This is a genomic window from Streptomyces sp. NPDC040545, from assembly GCF_055595065.1.
Genome location: NZ_JBVIWA010000015.1, coordinates 84,817 through 100,075, shown reverse-complemented (window position 1 = coordinate 100,075; position 15,259 = coordinate 84,817). Strand labels below are relative to the sequence as shown.

The following is a 15,259-nucleotide window of genomic DNA, read 5'->3' as shown; positions in this document are numbered from 1 at the left end:
CGTGGCACCGCCCGGCCGTTAGGGTCGTGCGTATGGGGAGTCATCCGCACGATCTGCCGATGCCCGTCACCGCAGCCGGACGCGAGGGACTCGCGGCGCTGCTGCGCGCACCCCGCCGGTCCGTGGTCGCCCTGGACTTCGACGGCACCCTCGCCGACATCGTCCCGGACCCGGACCAGGCCCGAGCCCACCCCGGAGCCGTCCCGGCCCTGTCCGTGCTCGCCCCCGAGGTCGACTCGGTAGCGGTGATCACCGGACGGCCGGCGGGCGTCGCCGTCCGCTACGGGGGCTTCGCCGGAGTCCCCGGCCTGCAGCACCTGGTCGTCCTCGGCCACTACGGAGCCGAACGGTGGGACGCCGTCACCGGCATCGTCCACGCGCCCGCCGAACACCCCGGGGTGGCGGCGGTCCGGGCGGAGCTGCCGGGGTTCCTGGACTCCATCGGGGCCTGGCGCGGCACCTGGATCGAGGAGAAGGGCCGGGCGCTGGCCGTGCACACCAGGCGGGCGGAGGACCCGGCGGCGGCCTTCGCGGCGCTGCGGGAGCCGCTGGCGGAGCTCGCGGCGCGGCACGGGCTGATGGTCGAGCCGGGGCGGGCGGTGCTGGAGCTGAGGCCGCCCGGCATGGACAAGGGCGTCGCCCTGACCGAGTTCCTGGCGGAGCGGGGCGCGGAGGCGGTGCTGTACGCGGGCGACGACCTGGGTGACCTGGCGGCGTACTCGGCGGTCGAGAAGCGCCGGGCCGAGGGCCTGCCGGGGCTGCTGGTGTGCAGTGGCTCCGCCGAGGTCCCCGAGCTCGCCGCCCGCGCCGACCTCGTCCTCCCGAGCCCGGGCACGGTCGCGGCCTTCCTGGCCGCCCTGGCCGAGGCCATCCGCAGTTGAATTTCAGCCTCTCCGGCGTTTGAGGAGCGGGGTCCGGGGCGGAGCCCCGGCAACGGCGCCGCTACCGGGGGCCAGCCCCGGACCCCCGCGCCTCAAACGCCGGCGGGGCTGGATGGGCCGAGGTCCGAGAGCTGGGCTGTGAACCACTGGGTCGGGGGGAGGGACGTCGCCGCCGCCGCGAGGCGTTTGGTGCGTTCCGCGCGCTCACCCACCGGCATGGCCAGCGCAGCGTGCAGCGCGTCCGCCGTCGCCGTCACGTCGTACGGGTTCACCGTCAGCGCGTCCTGGCGGAGCTCCTCGTACGCCCCCGCCCCGGTGGACAGCACCAGCACGCACCCCGCTTCCGACACCACCGGGATCTCCTTCGCCACCAGGTTCATCCCGTCCCGCACCGGGTTCACCAGCGCCACGTCCGCCAGCCGGTACGCCGCCAGCGAGCGTGCGAAGTCGTCCTTCACCGACACCAGCACCGGCTGCCAGTCCTCCGTACCGAACTCCGCGTTGATCTCCGCCGCCAGCTCCGCCACCGCGGCCGTGTAGTTCCGGTACACCGCCAGGTCCTGCCGCGACGGGTACGCCGACGCCAGGTGGACCACCCGGCCCCGCCACTGCGGGCGCGTGGTCAGCAGTTCCCGGTACGCCAGCAGGCCGCGCAGGATGTTTTTCGACAGCTCCGTGCGGTCCACGCGGAGGATCGTCCGCAGGCCGTCGACCTCCGCCCGCAGCTCCGCCAGCTTCGCGTCCACCTCCGGCCGGTGCGCCAGCGCCCGCAGCTCGTCCCCGTCCACGCCCAGCGGGTACGCGCGCACGTGCGTGGTGCGGGTGGGCCACACCGTGTACCGGCGGTGCTCCACCACCGAGCCGTCGCGCACCTCGGACCGCCCCCACGCGTCGTCCAGCTGCGCCGAGCCCAGGAACTCGGCCGCCCACGCCTCGGTGTGGAAGCCGAGCACGTCCGCGCCGAGCATGCCCCACAGCAGGGTCTCGCGGACCGTGTCCGGCAGCATGGCGAGATAGCCGGGCGCGGCCCACGGGGTGTGCGTGAAGTGCGCGATCCGCAGGTCGGGGCGGAGCACCCGCAGCAGTCCGGGCACCAGGGCCAGGTGGTAGTCCTGGACCAGCACTCGCGCGCCCTCGGCGGCCTCCTCGGCCAGGGCCTCGGCGAACGCGTGGTTGTAGCGCTCGTACGACTCCCACTGCCGCCGGAACCCGGCGTCGAAGACCGGCTCGCGCGGGATGTCGTACAGGTGGTGGTGCGTGAACCACAGCACAGAGTTGGCGATGCCGTTGTACGCGTCGTCGTACATCGTGGGATCGATGTCCAGCATCCGGACGCCTGGTTCGGCCACGCCCCGGCGGACCGCCTCCCGGTCCGCGTCCGACAGCGCCGCGCAGATCCACAGCGCCCCCGGCTGCTCCGCGAGGGCCGTGGAGAGGCCGGAGACGAGACCGCCCCCGCCGCGCCGGGCGCTGAGCGTCCCGTCCTCGGCGAGGGCGTAGGAGAGGGGGCCGCGGTTCGCTGCGACGAGCACCTGGGAAGCCATGCGGCCAACCTAGCCCGGCCCGGGCCCGCTCAAACCGTACGTTCCCTCACGCCACGCGGCGCAGCGCGTACTCCTTGACGCCCGCCATCGGCGGCCGCTCCTCCGTGTCCACCGGATGCGTCCGCGGTACGAAGCCCTCCGGCCCGCGCTCGAACTGCGTGAGCTCCGGCCGCACGAGGTGCCCGCGCGAGAGCCGTACCTGGGCGGTGCGGTAGATCGCCGCGGCCATCCGGCCCAGCGCCTGCCCGTCCTGGTGGCGGTGGACCCGTACGCCCACGTCCACCTGGGCCAGAGCGTCCAGCCCGACCGTGTGCAGCGCGTCGACCAGCAGGCCCAGCTCGACGCCGTACCCGACGGGGAACGGCAGCCGTTCCAGCAGCGAGCGGCGTACGGCGTACTCGCCGCCGAGCGGCTGCACGAAGCCGGCCAGCTGCGGCCAGTGGAGGTTCAGGAGCGGGCGGGCGACCAGCTCGGTGACCCGGCCGCCCTGGCCCGGGGTGTCCCCGAGCGGCCGGTCGTACATCGCCTTGACGAACTGCACGCCGGGGTCGGTCAGCAGCGGTCCGACGATGCCGGAGACGAAGGTGGCGGAGAAGTCCCGCAGGTCGGCGTCGACGAAGCAGACGATGTCCCCACCGGTGGCCAGCAGCGAGCGCCACAGCACCTCGCCCTTGCCGGGCAGCGCCGGGAGGCGGGGCAGGATCTCGTCGCGGTGCACCACCCGGGCCCCGGCCTTCGCCGCGACCTCCGCGGTCCGGTCGGCGGAGCCGGAGTCGATGACGACCAGCTCGTCGACCAGGGGGACGGGCAGTCCCTCGATCAGCTCACGCCGGACGGTCTCGACGATCGCGCCGACCGTCGCCTCCTCGTCCAGCGCGGGCAGCACCACGCTGACCGTGGTCCCGGCCGCCCGTTTCCGGTCGAGCAGCTGGTCGAGCGGTCGGTCGGCGGCGGACCAGGAGCGGTCGGCCAGCCATCGCTCCACCTCTTCCAGCACCCTCAGCACTCCCTGCGTGTCGGCGATATTCGCCCTTATGTGATCCATCTCGCGGTTCGGACGGCTGTCTCAACCGCCCGGGCCTTCGGTTACAGTCTTGAACAACGCGAAGGACCACCGCATGCCGGGGGTCCCCGCGTACAAACGCACCGGCGCGCCACAGAGCGCGTGTGCCGGTGCCATACCGCTCATCCAGAGGGGCAGAGGGACACGGCCCGTTGAAGCCCCGGCAACCCTCCAGTCGGTTCTCGCGATCGCGCGTCAGCGCTCGTCAGCGAGGTCCCCGGCTAGGGAAGGTGCCAATTCCGTCTCATGGCGAAGTGCGCCATGGGGAAGATGAGGAGAAAGGGCCTCGCCATCATGGCTGCACAGACTGTCGCCACCTCTGTTGATCTCGGACCTGCCACCGGCCTTTCCTGTCGCGAGTGCGGTACCCGCTTCGACCTCGGCCCCATCTTCGCGTGCGCCGAGTGCTTCGGACCGCTGGAAGTCGCCTACGACCTCCCGACCGGCACTGGTTCATCTGAAGACGTCGAGGCCCTGCGCGCCGCGATCGAGGCCGGCCCGAACAACATCTGGCGCTACGCGCCGCTGCTGCCCGTCCCCGCGGACGTGGCCTCCAAGCCCAGCCTGAACCCCGGCTTCACCAAGCTCGTGGACGCGGCCAACCTGGCCAAGGAACTGGGCATCACCGGCAAGCTCTACGTCAAGGACGACTCCGGCAACCCGACGCACTCCTTCAAGGACCGCGTCGTGGCCATCGCCGTCGAGGCCGCCCGCGCCTTCGGCTTCACCACCCTGTCCTGCTCCTCGACCGGCAACCTGGCCGGCGCCGTCGGCGCCGCGGCCGCCCGGGCCGGCTTCCGTTCCTGCGTGTTCATCCCGCACGACCTGGAGCAGGGCAAGGTCGTCATGGCCGGTGTGTACGGCGGCGACCTTGTCGGCATCGAGGGCAACTACGACGACGTCAACCGTTTCTGCTCCGAGCTCATCGGCGACCCGCTGGGCGAGGGCTGGGGCTTCGTCAACGTCAACCTGCGTCCGTACTACGGCGAGGGCTCCAAGACGCTCGCGTACGAGATCTGCGAGCAGCTCGGCTGGCAGCTGCCCGACCAGATCGTGATCCCGATCGCGTCCGGCTCGCAGCTGACGAAGATCGACAAGGGTCTGCAGGAGCTCATCAAGCTCGGCCTCGTCGAGGACAAGCCGTACAAGATCTTCGGCGCCCAGGCCGAGGGCTGCTCCCCGGTGTCCACCGCCTTCAAGGCCGGTCACGACGTGGTCCGCCCGCAGAAGCCGAACACCATCGCCAAGTCGCTGGCCATCGGCAACCCGGCGGACGGCCCGTACGTCCTGGACATCGCCCGCCGCACCGGCGGTTTCGTCGAGGACGTCACCGACGAGCAGGTCGTCGAGGCCATCAAGATCCTCGCGCAGACCGAGGGCATCTTCGCCGAGACCGCGGGCGGTGTGACCGTCGGCGTGACGAAGAAGCTCATCGACAACGGTCAGCTCGACCCGACGCTGACCACCGTCGTCCTCAACACCGGTGACGGCCTCAAGACCCTGGAGGCGGTGGCCGCGGACAGCGGGCAGACCGCCACCATCCGCCCGAGCCTGGACGCCTTCCGCGCCGCCGGCCTGGCCTGACCACCCTCCACGTACTCCCGGAAAGGCAGTAGCGCCATGAGCGTCAACGTCCGCATCCCCACCATCCTGCGCACCTACACCGGCGGCGTCGCCGAGGTCCCGGCGGAGGGCGCGACCCTCGCCGAGGTCATCGAGTCCCTGGAGAAGAACCACCCGGGCATCGCCGCGCGCGTCCTGGACGACCAGGGCAAGCTGCGCCGTTTCGTGAACGTCTACGTCAACGACGACGACGTGCGCTTCGAGGGCGGGCTGCAGGCGGCGACGCCCGACGGCGCCGGCGTTTCGATCATCCCGGCCGTCGCCGGCGGCTGCTGATTCCCCGGGTCTCCCCGGCCGCATCCCCGTCACCGCCCAGGTGACACGCGCAAACCGAAATTGCCCCCTCCGCAAAAGCGGAGGGGGCAATTCTGCTTGATTGGGCGCGGTAGGGTTGGGGAAGTCCCCTCCGCTGTTCTTGCCCCCTGCATATGAACGGGCCGCGCAAGGGTCGACATCGGGCCAACATGCGAGTGCGGTATGGGGCTTTGGCGAGATATGTCAGGCCCGAGTTGCCCGGGAGTATGGCAAATTTTCACTCTATTTCAATGTTTCTCGGTGTCCAGAATTCTCATCGGATTGACCTGTTGCAGACAGCATCCGCGCAGATACATTCAGCCTCGGTCGACGCGTTCCGACGCAAGTTCTGACCCGGGATCGTGAAGTGCGTTCCTGCGCAAGGGCCAGTAATAGGGGAGTTAGGCATGGCTCAGGGCACCGTCAAGTGGTTCAACGCGGAGAAGGGCTACGGCTTCATCGCGGTCGACGGTGGTGCGGATGTGTTCGTCCACTACAGCGCCATCCAGATGGACGGGTACCGCACCCTTGAAGAGGGTCAGCGGGTCGAGTTCGAGATCTCGCAGGGCCAGAAGGGTCCGCAGGCGGACATGGTCAAACTCGCACTCGGCTAGTCCTGGCGCGATCGACCACCGACGCACAGTCTTCAGCGAAGACCTGGAACACCACGAGGGGCCCACATCCTGGACACGGGATGGGGGCCCCTCGTCCGTGTGCCCGGTAGTAGCGGGGCGATGCGCGAAGCCGCTTGCACTCGGAGGGGTCGAGTGCTAATCATTGGCGTTAGCACTCTCCACGTGAGAGTGCTACTGAAACGAGGACCGGGTCGGTGAGGCCCGCAGGGTCCGGCGGGAAGGAACCGCCGGGCACGCAGGCCGTCCGTCGCGGGCGCGGGCGCGGTCCTGGGAGCAATCCACCGCTGTCCGGGAGGACCACTTCAGATGGCCAAGATCATTGCGTTCGACGAGGAGGCCCGCCGCGGCCTCGAGCGTGGGATGAACCAGCTCGCCGACGCCGTCAAGGTCACCCTTGGCCCCAAGGGTCGCAACGTCGTCCTTGAGAAGAAGTGGGGCGCCCCCACGATCACCAACGATGGTGTCTCCATCGCCAAGGAGATCGAGCTCGAGGACCCGTACGAGAAGATCGGCGCCGAGCTGGTCAAGGAAGTCGCCAAGAAGACGGACGACGTCGCCGGCGACGGTACGACCACCGCCACCGTGCTGGCCCAGGCGCTCGTCCGCGAGGGTCTGCGCAACGTGGCCGCCGGTGCCAACCCGATGGCCCTCAAGCGTGGTATCGAGAAGGCCGTCGAGGCCGTCTCCGCCGCCCTGCTCGCCCAGGCCAAGGACGTCGAGACCAAGGAGCAGATCGCTTCCACGGCCTCCATCTCCGCCGCCGACACCCAGATCGGCGAGCTCATCGCCGAGGCCATGGACAAGGTCGGCAAGGAAGGCGTCATCACCGTCGAGGAGTCCCAGACCTTCGGTCTGGAGCTGGAGCTCACCGAGGGTATGCGCTTCGACAAGGGCTACATCTCGGCGTACTTCGCCACCGACATGGAGCGCATGGAGTCGTCCCTCGACGACCCGTACATCCTGATCGTCAACTCCAAGATCGGCTCGGTCAAGGACCTGCTGCCGCTCCTGGAGAAGGTCATGCAGTCCGGCAAGCCGCTGCTGATCATCGCCGAGGACGTCGAGGGCGAGGCGCTCTCCACCCTCGTCGTCAACAAGATCCGTGGCACCTTCAAGTCCGTCGCCGTCAAGGCCCCGGGCTTCGGTGACCGCCGCAAGGCCATGCTCGGTGACATCGCCATCCTCACGGGCGGCACGGTCATCTCCGAGGAGGTCGGCCTCAAGCTGGAGAACGCCGGTCTCGACCTGCTCGGCCGCGCCCGCAAGGTCGTCATCACCAAGGACGAGACCACCATCGTCGACGGTGCCGGTGACAGCGACCAGGTCGCCGGTCGCGTGAACCAGATCCGCGCCGAGATCGAGAACTCCGACTCGGACTACGACCGCGAGAAGCTCCAGGAGCGCCTCGCGAAGCTGGCCGGCGGCGTGGCCGTCATCAAGGCCGGTGCCGCGACCGAGGTCGAGCTCAAGGAGCGCAAGCACCGCATCGAGGACGCCGTTCGCAACGCGAAGGCGGCCGTCGAGGAGGGCATCGTCGCCGGTGGTGGCGTGGCCCTGCTGCAGGCCTCCGCGGTCTTCGAGAAGCTGGAGCTCGAGGGTGACGAGGCGACCGGCGCCAACGCCGTGAAGCTCGCGCTGGAGGCCCCGCTCAAGCAGATCGCCGTCAACGGTGGTCTCGAGGGTGGCGTCGTCGTCGAGAAGGTGCGCAACCTGCCGATCGGTCACGGCCTGAACGCCGCGACCGGCGAGTACGTCGACATGATCGCCGAGGGCATTATCGACCCGGCGAAGGTCACGCGCTCCGCGCTGCAGAACGCCGCGTCGATCGCCGCGCTGTTCCTGACGACCGAGGCCGTCATCGCCGACAAGCCCGAGAAGGCCGGTGCCCCCGCGGGCGGCGGCATGCCGGGTGGTGACATGGACTTCTGATCGACCCCGGCTCCGGCCACCGGTTGATCGGCTGTTCTCGAACGAGGGCGGCACCCCCACGGGGGTGCCGCCCTCGGGCGTTCCGGGAGGCGTCAGAAAATCAGTGGGCCCCGACGACCCGCGCATTCGTCCCATCCCGGTGCAGCGTGCAGCCGTGGCCGGGGGATCACCACACGCATACCGCTTGTACCGGGAGGAATGCCGTGCCTTCCCCGCCGTTGTGGCGAGAAGGGCACGGCAGATGACGAACGCGCGAGCCGTCGGGGCGGTGTGGTCAGAGCTGCTGCTCGCTCGCCCTGACCGGTCTCATGGGGTGCCCGTGGCCGTGGCCGTGGCCGTACTCAGTTGACGCTGAGCCAGATGTGAGATTCAGCCTCCTCCACCTCCACCTCCACCTCCTCGTCCTGTTCCGCTCGGTGTGCGGCCGGTGACGCGGTGCCGTGTTCTTGGAAGGGATGCACGGAGAAGTCGGTCCTCTCTGTTTCCATCCGTGTTCGAGGGCCGACGGCAAGGACCGTCGGAGCGGCGGGTGGTACACCCGCCGAAACTCCCACTGCGCAGACGTACCCGCCGGGGAGACGGCAGACATTGAACTCGCCGGCGGTGTAGGGCGTGTGCGCGGAAAAGGGAATCCGCGGATCTCCCTGCCGCCGGAAGCCGACGCGCTTCATGCCCGCGCGCATGCCCTCGCCCGTCAGTTTCATCGCGGCTTCCTTCATCACCCACAGCGCCGCCCTGTGCTCCGCGGCGCGCCCTGCCGAGGGCAGGGCGGAGATCTCGGCCGGAGTGAGGAAGGCACTGTCCGGCAGCCCGGACACGCGCGAGATCTCCTCCACGTCCACACCTGCCCGCGCGCCAAGCGCCGCGGCGGCCACCGCGTAGCGGCCACTGTGCGCCATGCTCACGAACAGGTGCGGCTGCGTCTTCACGTACGGGCGCCCATCGCGATGACGCCCGAGCTGGAGTCCGGTCCACGGGACGCCGAGAAGCCGGCCTGCGGCTTGGAGGGCCAGTCGGCGGGCCAGCACCGAGCGCGTCCGATCGGCGGGGCGGCGCAGGCGTGCCACGCGCTCCTGGTCGTCGGGGGAAAGGCGGCGGAGTGCCGCTCGGGCCGCTGCCTCGGCCCCCGGCGCCTGCAGGTCGCAGGCGAGGAAGAGGCTCTCCGGCGCCCGGCTCGGCCTCGCCCTCGCGGTCATGACAGCCCCAGTCGTGCCAGGCGCCGGGCCACCGCGTCGTACGGAATGAAGCGCGCGTCTTCCTCCGTTTCCCGCTCCGTACTTCCGAGAGTGTTCCCGATGCCGGGGGCGAAGATGTTCAGTACCGCGACCAGGGGGTGTTCCTCCTCCGCGCGAGAGGGAGGGGGCGTGCTCACGGTGAGGAGGTCCCCTTCACCGACGAGTCCCCGGGTCATGCGCGTTGTCCCGTTTCCGGTGACTGCCGCCGCAGGCACTCCTCCGCGAAGCCGAGAGCCCGCAGGTGGTACGCCCGTGCCGCCCAGCCGAGGCTGATGTTGTGGCCTGCGCCGGGCTGGTGGTCGATCAGGACCCGGGGCGCCGAGACCAGCCGGCTCCGCAACCGTGTGAGCGCCTGGTGGTCGCGGCGCCACCACGCCTCGTGCTCGGCGAAGGTGAACCGGACCGGAACGCGTATCCGCTCCGCGAGTGCTGCGAACGCCGTCGGCCACTGAGCGGCGTCAGCCAGTTCACGTTCCGGTGCCGGAGCGACGACGCCGACGCTGGACTGGAACGTCCCCGGGGGGTACAGCCGTAAGGGGCCCCAGTTGAGCTTCCAGCTTCCGGCGCGGGTGGCCGGTGTGGTGGGGGGAATCAGGTATTCGGCGCCGCAGCCGGACAGGTCGAGGCCGATGAGCTCGGGGACCGTGCCGTCCGCCGCGATCTGCAACGCCGGCTTGCTCCCGAAGGAGTGCCCCATCAGGAAGATGCCCGCGCCCGTCTCGTACTGCCCCACCAGCCGGCGCAGCGCCGCGGCCAGGGTGTGGGACTGCGCCACGACCCCCTGGCCGTAGGGGAGCTGGGCGGCCGACCGGCCGTATCCGGGGCGGTCGATGGCCACCACCGTGAAGCCCAGTTCTGCGGCGACCGCCAGGAGCGAGGTCTCCGGGTGCGCCGGTCCGTCGAAGTACCCGGCGCTCATCCCCGCCCCGTGCAGGGCGACGACCGTGGCCCTCGGCGGGACGTGCACCGGCTGGGCGAGCCGGGCGGACAGCATGATGCCGTCCGCGTCCAGCGTGATGTGCCGTTGGTCGATGGACCGCCCTGGGGGCGGGGCAACGGGCGCCGTGGTCATGAACGGCCTTCCCCGGCGAGTCCTTCCGCGTACTCCTTCGCGATGCCGAGGGTCGCCTTGCTGTTGGTGCTGAGCGCGGTGCGTACGTATGCGATCGCGTCCTGCACCGTCGCGTCCGCTCCGAGCACCTTGGCGATGTTGTCCGTGTTGACGGTGAAGGTGTGCTGCGAGGACGCCGCGATGCCGTCGTCGTTCGGCGTGAAGGTCCAGTGACCCGTGTGCAGAGTGATCAGTGCGGGCAGCGTGGTCTGCTTGTAAGCGATCCGGTGGGGAGCCAGTCCCACGCGGTGCGACTTGGTGGTGTGGATGCTGCCGTCCTTGGACTGCGTGTCCATCTCCAGGGTCTGCAACCCGGGTGTCGGCTCGTCCAGGCGCACCGTGATCACGTGGGGCAGCCGGTCGGTCCACAGGTTCGCTTCGTAGATGAAGTCGTACACGTCCTGAGCGGCGCCCTTGATCTGCACCGTGTCCTCGAAGGAGCAGGTCAGTTCGTCAGCGGCCGCGCTCCTCGACTCGGCCAGTGCCTTGAGAGAGTCGAGTTCGGAGCGGGAGTTGCGGTCCACGACCTCCTCGAGCCAGGTCAGGCTGTCGTCGTCGGCCGCCCGGAAGTCGTGGCTCAGGCGCACCAGGGTCTCTCCGGAAGGGAGAGCCTCCAGCTGCCAGGTTCCGCCCATGGTGGCCACGGGATGCGTGCTGACCTCCTGCCGGAAGCCGATGCGGAGCCGGTCCGGGTCCAGGGTGCGGTGCGAGGTCCAGGCCTTGACGGTGTCGCCCGCCGTCGCCCAGATGCGGATGCGTTCTTCGCGCTCGCCGCGCTCCACATGGTCGACGTAGATGCTGGGCGGAAACAGCTGCGGCCAGTTCTCCGCCTGCGCCAGCAAGCGGTAGACGTTCTCGGCCGGTCCCGCGATCTTGATTTCGTGCTCGGATGTACGCAGTTCGGACGGCATGGGGCTCCTCGGGTCGGGACGGGCGCGGTGCGGTCAGAAGTTGCCGAGGCCACCGCAGACGTTCAGGGCCTGGGATGTGATGGACGCCGCCGTGTCGGAGGCCAGATAGCCGACGAGGCCGGCCACTTCCTCGGGGGTCGAGTAGCGGCCCAGCGGGATCTTGGCCTGGAACTTCTCCAGGATGGCGCTCTCCGGCGCACCGGAAAGGCGGGAGTAGTTCTGCCGTACGCGCTCGGCCATGGGCGTCTCGACATAGCCGGGGCAGACGGCGTTGACGGTGATGCCGGTAGGCGCCAGCTCGTTGCCCAGAGCCTTGGTGAAGCCGACGACGCCGTGCTTGGAGGCGGAGTACGGCGCCCCCAGGACCACGCCCTGCTTGCCGGCGGTGGAGGCGATATTGATGACGCGGCCCCAGCTCTTGTCGCGCAGGCCGCCCGTCGTGAGGACTTCCCGGGTCAGCCGGAACACGCTGTTGAGGTTGGTGTCGATGATGTCGTTCCACAGGTCGTCGGCGATGTCGGCGGTCACCCCGCCGCCGCTGATGCCCGCGTTGTTGACGAGGATGTCGATCCTGCCGAACCGGTCGACGGCGGCCTGGACGTAGGCGCGTATCGAGTCCGTCGAGCGCACGTCGAGGACCGCGCCGTCCACGTCGAGCTGCTCCTCCTGGAGCTGCTTGACCGTGGTCAGCACCTTGTCCTCGGTGCGCGAACCGATGAACACCCGGTGGCCCTGTTCGGCCAGCAGCCGGGCCACGGCCAGACCGATCCCGCTGGTGGCGCCGGTCACCAGGGCGACGCGCTGCTCCTGCTGTGTCATTTTCTCCCCTTCTCGGTTCGCTGGTGGGTCGGTGCTCAGGCGGCCGGTGCCGTGAGGTGTGCGGTGACGGCGTCGAGAAAGACGCGAGGCGTCGTGGCCTCGCCCATGACGGACTCGTCCAGCTCGATCCCGTACTCGCGCTCGATCCGGCTCGCGGTCTCGAGCAGCGCGAGCGAGTCGTAGCCGATGTCGGAGAACTCGGTGTCGAGGGTGTCCCGGTCGAGACCGCTGCCCTCGGGGGCGCCGGAGCCTTCGAGGAGAATCCGCTTGAGGTCGTCGAGGGTGAAAGTGGCCTGAGACATGGGGGTCCTGCCTTTCGGGGAAGGGATCGGGATGAGGGGCTCAGGAACGGACGAGCATCGCCGAGTTGAAGCCGCCATGGCCGCGGGCGACGACGAGCGCCGTACGAACGTCGGCGGTACGCGGCTGCGAGACGACCAGGTCGAGGCCGTACCGGTCGGCGGGTTCCGTGTGGGCGGTCGCGGGGATCAGGCCCGCCTCCATCGAGAGGAAGGCGGTGGCGAGGTCAAGGGCGGCCCCGCCCGCGTACAGGCGGCCGGTCATCGTCTTGGGCGCGGTGACCGGGACGCCCCGCTCGCCGAACACCTCGACGAGGGTCTGCGCCTCGATCCGGTCGAGCTCGGGCTCGGCCGCGCCGTCCGCGAAGACCACGTCCACGTCCGAGGGCACCATGCCGGCGTCGGCGAGGGCCAGTTCCACGGCCTTGCGCAGGCCCGGCTCGCGTCCGTCGAACGTGGCGGCGTAGCCGGCGATCTCGCCGTACACCTTGGCTCCGCGGGCGCGGGCGGAGTCGGCGGATTCCAGGATGAGCAGGGCGCCGCCCTCGCCGGGCACATGGCCGGCCGCCCGGTCGTCGAAGGGGAGGTAGGCGCGGGTGGGTTCCTTCTCGGTGCTCAGCCGGCCGCTGGTGTGCAGTCCCACCCAGCCCCAGGAGCACAGCAGTGCGTCCACAGCGCCCGCTACCACGAGAGAGGTGCCCTTGCGGATCTGACGCCGGGCCTGCGCCACCGCGTCGAGACCGCCGGCCTGGTCGGTGACGACGACTCCGCTGGGGCCCTTCATCCCGTTGCGGATGGATATCTGGCCGGTGTTGACCGCGTAGAACCAGGCGAACGACTGGTACGCGCTCACGTACTCGCCGCCCTTGCTCCACAGGCTCTTGAGCTCGTTCTGGCTGAACTCGAAGCCGCCGGCCGAGCTGGCCGTGATCACACCCATGTCGAAGGCGGGCAGATCGGCGGGGTTCACACCGGCGTCGGCGAGCGCCCAGTCCGCCGCGACCAGCGAGAGCCGGGTGACCTGGTCGGTCTGCGGCATCAGGCGGCTGGGCAGGTGCTCCTCGGCCACGAAGCCGTCGATCTCCCCGGCGAGCTTCGCCGGATACGGCGATGCGTCGAAGCGGGTGAGCGGGCCGATGCCGCTCTTGCCGACCCGGGTCGCACTCCAATAGTCCCTCGCGCCGAGCCCGTTGGGGGCAACGACGCCCAGTCCGGTCACCACGACAGATGTCGTCATGACGCACTCCTTTCGGGTTGGGCCAGCACCATCGCGCTCTGGAACCCCCCGAAGCCGCTGCCGACCGTGAGGACGGCGTCGACCAACTGGTCGCGTGCGGTCAGAGGAACGTAGTCGAGGTCGCACTGGGGGTCAGGGGTGTGCAGGTTCGCCGTCGGCGGCACGACGTTGTGCTGGATCGCCAGGATCGATGCCGCGATCTCGATGGAGCCGATCGCGCCCAGCGAGTGCCCCACCATGGACTTGATGGAGCTCACGGGGGTGCGGTAGGCGTGATCGCCGAGGCTGTGCTTGAAGGCGGCGGTCTCGTGCCGGTCGTTCTGCTTGGTGCCCGAGCCGTGCGCGTTGATGTAGTCGATCGCGGTGGGGTTCATCCGGGCCTCGTCGAGCGCGACCGTGATCGCCTCGGACATCTCGGCGCCGTCAGGGCGCAGCCCCGTCATGTGGTACGCGTTGCTGCGCGTCGCGTATCCCGCGATTTCCGCATAAATTCGCGCACCGCGGCGTTGGGCACTCTCCAGCTCCTCGAGGACGAACACCGCCGTGCCTTCGCCGAGGACGAAGCCGTTGCGGGTGGCGTCGAACGGCCGGGAGGCGTGCTCCGGCTCGTCGTGGCGAGGTGTGGTCGCCTTGATCGCGTCGAAGCAGGCCATCGTGATCGGCGAGATCGGTGCGTCGGTGGCTCCGGCGACCATGACGTCCACCGTGCCCTCCCTGATCAGCTCGACGGCGTACCCGACGGAGTCGAGCCCGGACGTGCACCCGGCCGACACCACACTGCTCGGCCCCTGCGCACCCACGGCACGGGCGACCTCGGCGGCGAACGAGCTCGGCACGAAGTAGTTGTAGAAGAAGGGGTCGGCGTAGGCGCGATCGACCAGATCGAGTCGGCCCCCGTCACTGACGACGCGGTAGTCCTCGTCGAGGCTCATCGTGGAACCCACCGCGCTGCCGATGGTGACACCGATGCGGTAGGGGTCCAGGGCATCCGTCTCGAGGCCGCTGTCCGCGACGGCACCACGCGCCGCGACCACCGCGAACTGGGCGGCCCGGTCCATGCGCCGCACCTCGTGCGGGGTCAGGCCGTGCGCGTACGGATCGAAGTCGATCTCCGCGGCCACGCGCGACCGGAACTGGCTGGGGTCGAAGAAGGTGATCCCCCGTGTGGCCGTACGGCCTTCACTCAGCAGGGACCAGAAGTTGTCCCTGCCCACGCCGCCGGGAGCCAGCACCTCCATCCCGGTGACGACCACGCGACGCTTGCTCATGCCGTGACCTGCCAGGTGTAGAAGCGCGACGCCATGGCGTCGGCGGGCGAGCGCCATGTCTCCGGATCGAAGACGGAGATGTAAGGCAGCAGGTCCTGTTGGATCTGCACGAAGCGCGGATCGGACTTCGCCCGCTCGATCAGCTCACCGCCGTTGTCGGACTCGAAGTCCTGGATGTGGAAGTAGAGCCCGTTGCAGGCGAACAACTGCCGGCGCCGGGTGCCCATCGTGTGCGGCAGCTCGGTGCCGTTGTCGAAGTCTCCGAACAGCTTCGCGACGGTGTCGATGTCGGCGGGGTCGAGCCGGGCCACGATCACGGTGCTGTACATCCGGTGCTCCTCGGTCACCGGATGGCCGTGCCACTCGTAGAACCGGGTCGCGACCTGGTCGTCGGCGCCGTGTTCCACGAC

General features: G+C 69.9%; 16 protein-coding genes and 1 riboswitch. Of the genes, 5 read left to right on the top strand and 11 right to left on the bottom strand.

Annotation, left to right across the window (positions count from 1 at the left end; genetic code table 11):
* The first annotated feature begins 32 nt into the window (after positions 1-32).
* Positions 33-881 carry a trehalose-phosphatase gene (otsB, locus tag ACZ573_RS26250; RefSeq protein ID WP_471308222.1) on the top strand — a complete coding sequence of 283 codons (849 nt, stop codon included), beginning with the start codon at positions 33-35 and terminating at the stop codon, positions 879-881.
* Between the two features lie 92 nt (positions 882-973).
* Here otsB and ACZ573_RS26245 read toward each other — a convergent pair whose 3' ends face one another.
* The gene (locus ACZ573_RS26245) at positions 974-2,425 is read right to left on the bottom strand and encodes an alpha,alpha-trehalose-phosphate synthase (UDP-forming) (RefSeq protein ID WP_471308220.1); all 1,452 of its coding nucleotides are present in this window, start codon (positions 2,423-2,425) and stop codon (positions 974-976) included.
* Positions 2,426-2,471: 46 nt separating this feature from the next.
* Positions 2,472-3,422: a glucosyl-3-phosphoglycerate synthase gene (locus ACZ573_RS26240; protein ID WP_471308459.1), complete on the bottom strand. Its 951-nt coding sequence runs from the start codon at positions 3,420-3,422 to the stop codon at positions 2,472-2,474.
* 185 nt (positions 3,423-3,607) lie between these two features.
* A riboswitch (SAM riboswitch) is annotated at positions 3,608-3,765 on the top strand.
* Between the two features lie 17 nt (positions 3,766-3,782).
* On the opposite strand from ACZ573_RS26240, the gene thrC reads away from it, so the two are divergent.
* The 4 genes from thrC (at position 3,783) to groL (ending at position 7,969) form a co-directional block, all read left to right on the top strand.
* The gene (gene thrC / locus ACZ573_RS26235; protein ID WP_471308218.1) at positions 3,783-5,072 is read left to right on the top strand and encodes a threonine synthase; all 1,290 of its coding nucleotides are present in this window, start codon (positions 3,783-3,785) and stop codon (positions 5,070-5,072) included.
* A 36-nt stretch (positions 5,073-5,108) separates the two neighbouring features.
* Positions 5,109-5,387: a MoaD/ThiS family protein gene (locus tag ACZ573_RS26230; protein ID WP_033223628.1), complete on the top strand. Its 279-nt coding sequence runs from the start codon at positions 5,109-5,111 to the stop codon at positions 5,385-5,387.
* Between the two features lie 425 nt (positions 5,388-5,812).
* Positions 5,813-6,019, top strand: a complete 207-nt coding sequence (locus ACZ573_RS26225) for a cold-shock protein (RefSeq protein ID WP_030009783.1) — start codon at positions 5,813-5,815, stop codon at positions 6,017-6,019.
* Between the two features lie 327 nt (positions 6,020-6,346).
* Positions 6,347-7,969: a chaperonin GroEL gene (gene groL / locus ACZ573_RS26220; protein ID WP_033223630.1), complete on the top strand. Its 1,623-nt coding sequence runs from the start codon at positions 6,347-6,349 to the stop codon at positions 7,967-7,969.
* A gap of 341 nt (positions 7,970-8,310) precedes the next feature.
* Here groL and ACZ573_RS26215 read toward each other — a convergent pair whose 3' ends face one another.
* The 9 genes from ACZ573_RS26215 to ACZ573_RS26175 are packed head-to-tail and all read right to left on the bottom strand — an operon-like array spanning position 8,311 to position 15,178.
* Positions 8,311-9,165 carry a 4'-phosphopantetheinyl transferase family protein gene (locus tag ACZ573_RS26215; protein WP_471308213.1) on the bottom strand — a complete coding sequence of 285 codons (855 nt, stop codon included), beginning with the start codon at positions 9,163-9,165 and terminating at the stop codon, positions 8,311-8,313.
* Positions 9,162-9,341 carry a hypothetical protein gene (locus tag ACZ573_RS26210; RefSeq protein WP_471308211.1) on the bottom strand — a complete coding sequence of 60 codons (180 nt, stop codon included), beginning with the start codon at positions 9,339-9,341 and terminating at the stop codon, positions 9,162-9,164. The genes ACZ573_RS26215 and ACZ573_RS26210 overlap by 4 nt, the downstream gene beginning before the upstream one ends.
* A gap of 35 nt (positions 9,342-9,376) precedes the next feature.
* On the bottom strand, positions 9,377-10,276 hold the full coding sequence (locus tag ACZ573_RS26205; protein WP_471308208.1) for an alpha/beta fold hydrolase: 900 nt from the start codon (positions 10,274-10,276) through the stop codon (positions 9,377-9,379).
* Entirely contained in the window at positions 10,273-11,226 is a 954-nt protein-coding gene (locus ACZ573_RS26200; protein ID WP_471308205.1) for an aromatase/cyclase, read from the bottom strand. Before ACZ573_RS26200 ends, ACZ573_RS26205 begins: the two co-directional genes overlap by 4 nt.
* A 33-nt stretch (positions 11,227-11,259) precedes the next feature.
* A complete protein-coding gene (gene fabG, locus ACZ573_RS26195) occupies positions 11,260-12,045 on the bottom strand; it encodes a 3-oxoacyl-ACP reductase FabG (protein WP_266383837.1) in 786 nt (261 codons plus the stop codon).
* 35 nt (positions 12,046-12,080) lie between these two features.
* Positions 12,081-12,347: an acyl carrier protein gene (locus ACZ573_RS26190; protein ID WP_030718886.1), complete on the bottom strand. Its 267-nt coding sequence runs from the start codon at positions 12,345-12,347 to the stop codon at positions 12,081-12,083.
* 40 nt (positions 12,348-12,387) lie between these two features.
* Positions 12,388-13,581: a ketosynthase chain-length factor gene (locus tag ACZ573_RS26185; protein WP_471308201.1), complete on the bottom strand. Its 1,194-nt coding sequence runs from the start codon at positions 13,579-13,581 to the stop codon at positions 12,388-12,390.
* Positions 13,578-14,849 carry a beta-ketoacyl-[acyl-carrier-protein] synthase family protein gene (locus tag ACZ573_RS26180; protein WP_471308200.1) on the bottom strand — a complete coding sequence of 424 codons (1,272 nt, stop codon included), beginning with the start codon at positions 14,847-14,849 and terminating at the stop codon, positions 13,578-13,580. The genes ACZ573_RS26185 and ACZ573_RS26180 overlap by 4 nt, the downstream gene beginning before the upstream one ends.
* Positions 14,846-15,178: a TcmI family type II polyketide cyclase gene (locus tag ACZ573_RS26175; RefSeq protein ID WP_471308457.1), complete on the bottom strand. Its 333-nt coding sequence runs from the start codon at positions 15,176-15,178 to the stop codon at positions 14,846-14,848. The genes ACZ573_RS26180 and ACZ573_RS26175 overlap by 4 nt, the downstream gene beginning before the upstream one ends.
* Positions 15,179-15,259 lie beyond the last annotated feature (81 nt).